1 protein-coding gene is annotated in these 218 nt (G+C 64.2%); it reads right to left on the bottom strand.

The window, feature by feature from the left end:
- Positions 1 to 218 (bottom strand): alpha-amylase family glycosyl hydrolase (locus tag ALMP_RS39545; protein ID WP_264936836.1); only part of this gene is annotated, 218 nt, incomplete at both ends.

Raw genomic sequence — 218 nt, 5'->3', positions numbered from 1 at the left:
ACGTCGTATCCGCCGTCCTTCAGGGGTGATTTGAAGAACGGGGGGAGCCAGAGGCAGTCGACGCCGAGCCATTGCAGGTAGTCGAGTTTGGCGGTGAGGCCTTTGAGGTCGCCGACGCCGTCGCCGTTGCTGTCCTGGAAGGAGCGGACGAGGACCTCGTAGAAGACCGCGCGCTTGAACCACTCGGGGTCGCGGTCCTTGGCGGGTGTGTCCTCGAA

This window comes from Streptomyces sp. A012304, assembly GCF_026008495.1.
Lineage (GTDB): Bacteria > Actinomycetota > Actinomycetes > Streptomycetales > Streptomycetaceae > Streptomyces.
The sequence above is the reverse complement of the archived record's forward strand: the minus strand, read 5'-3'. Positions and strand labels throughout refer to the sequence as shown.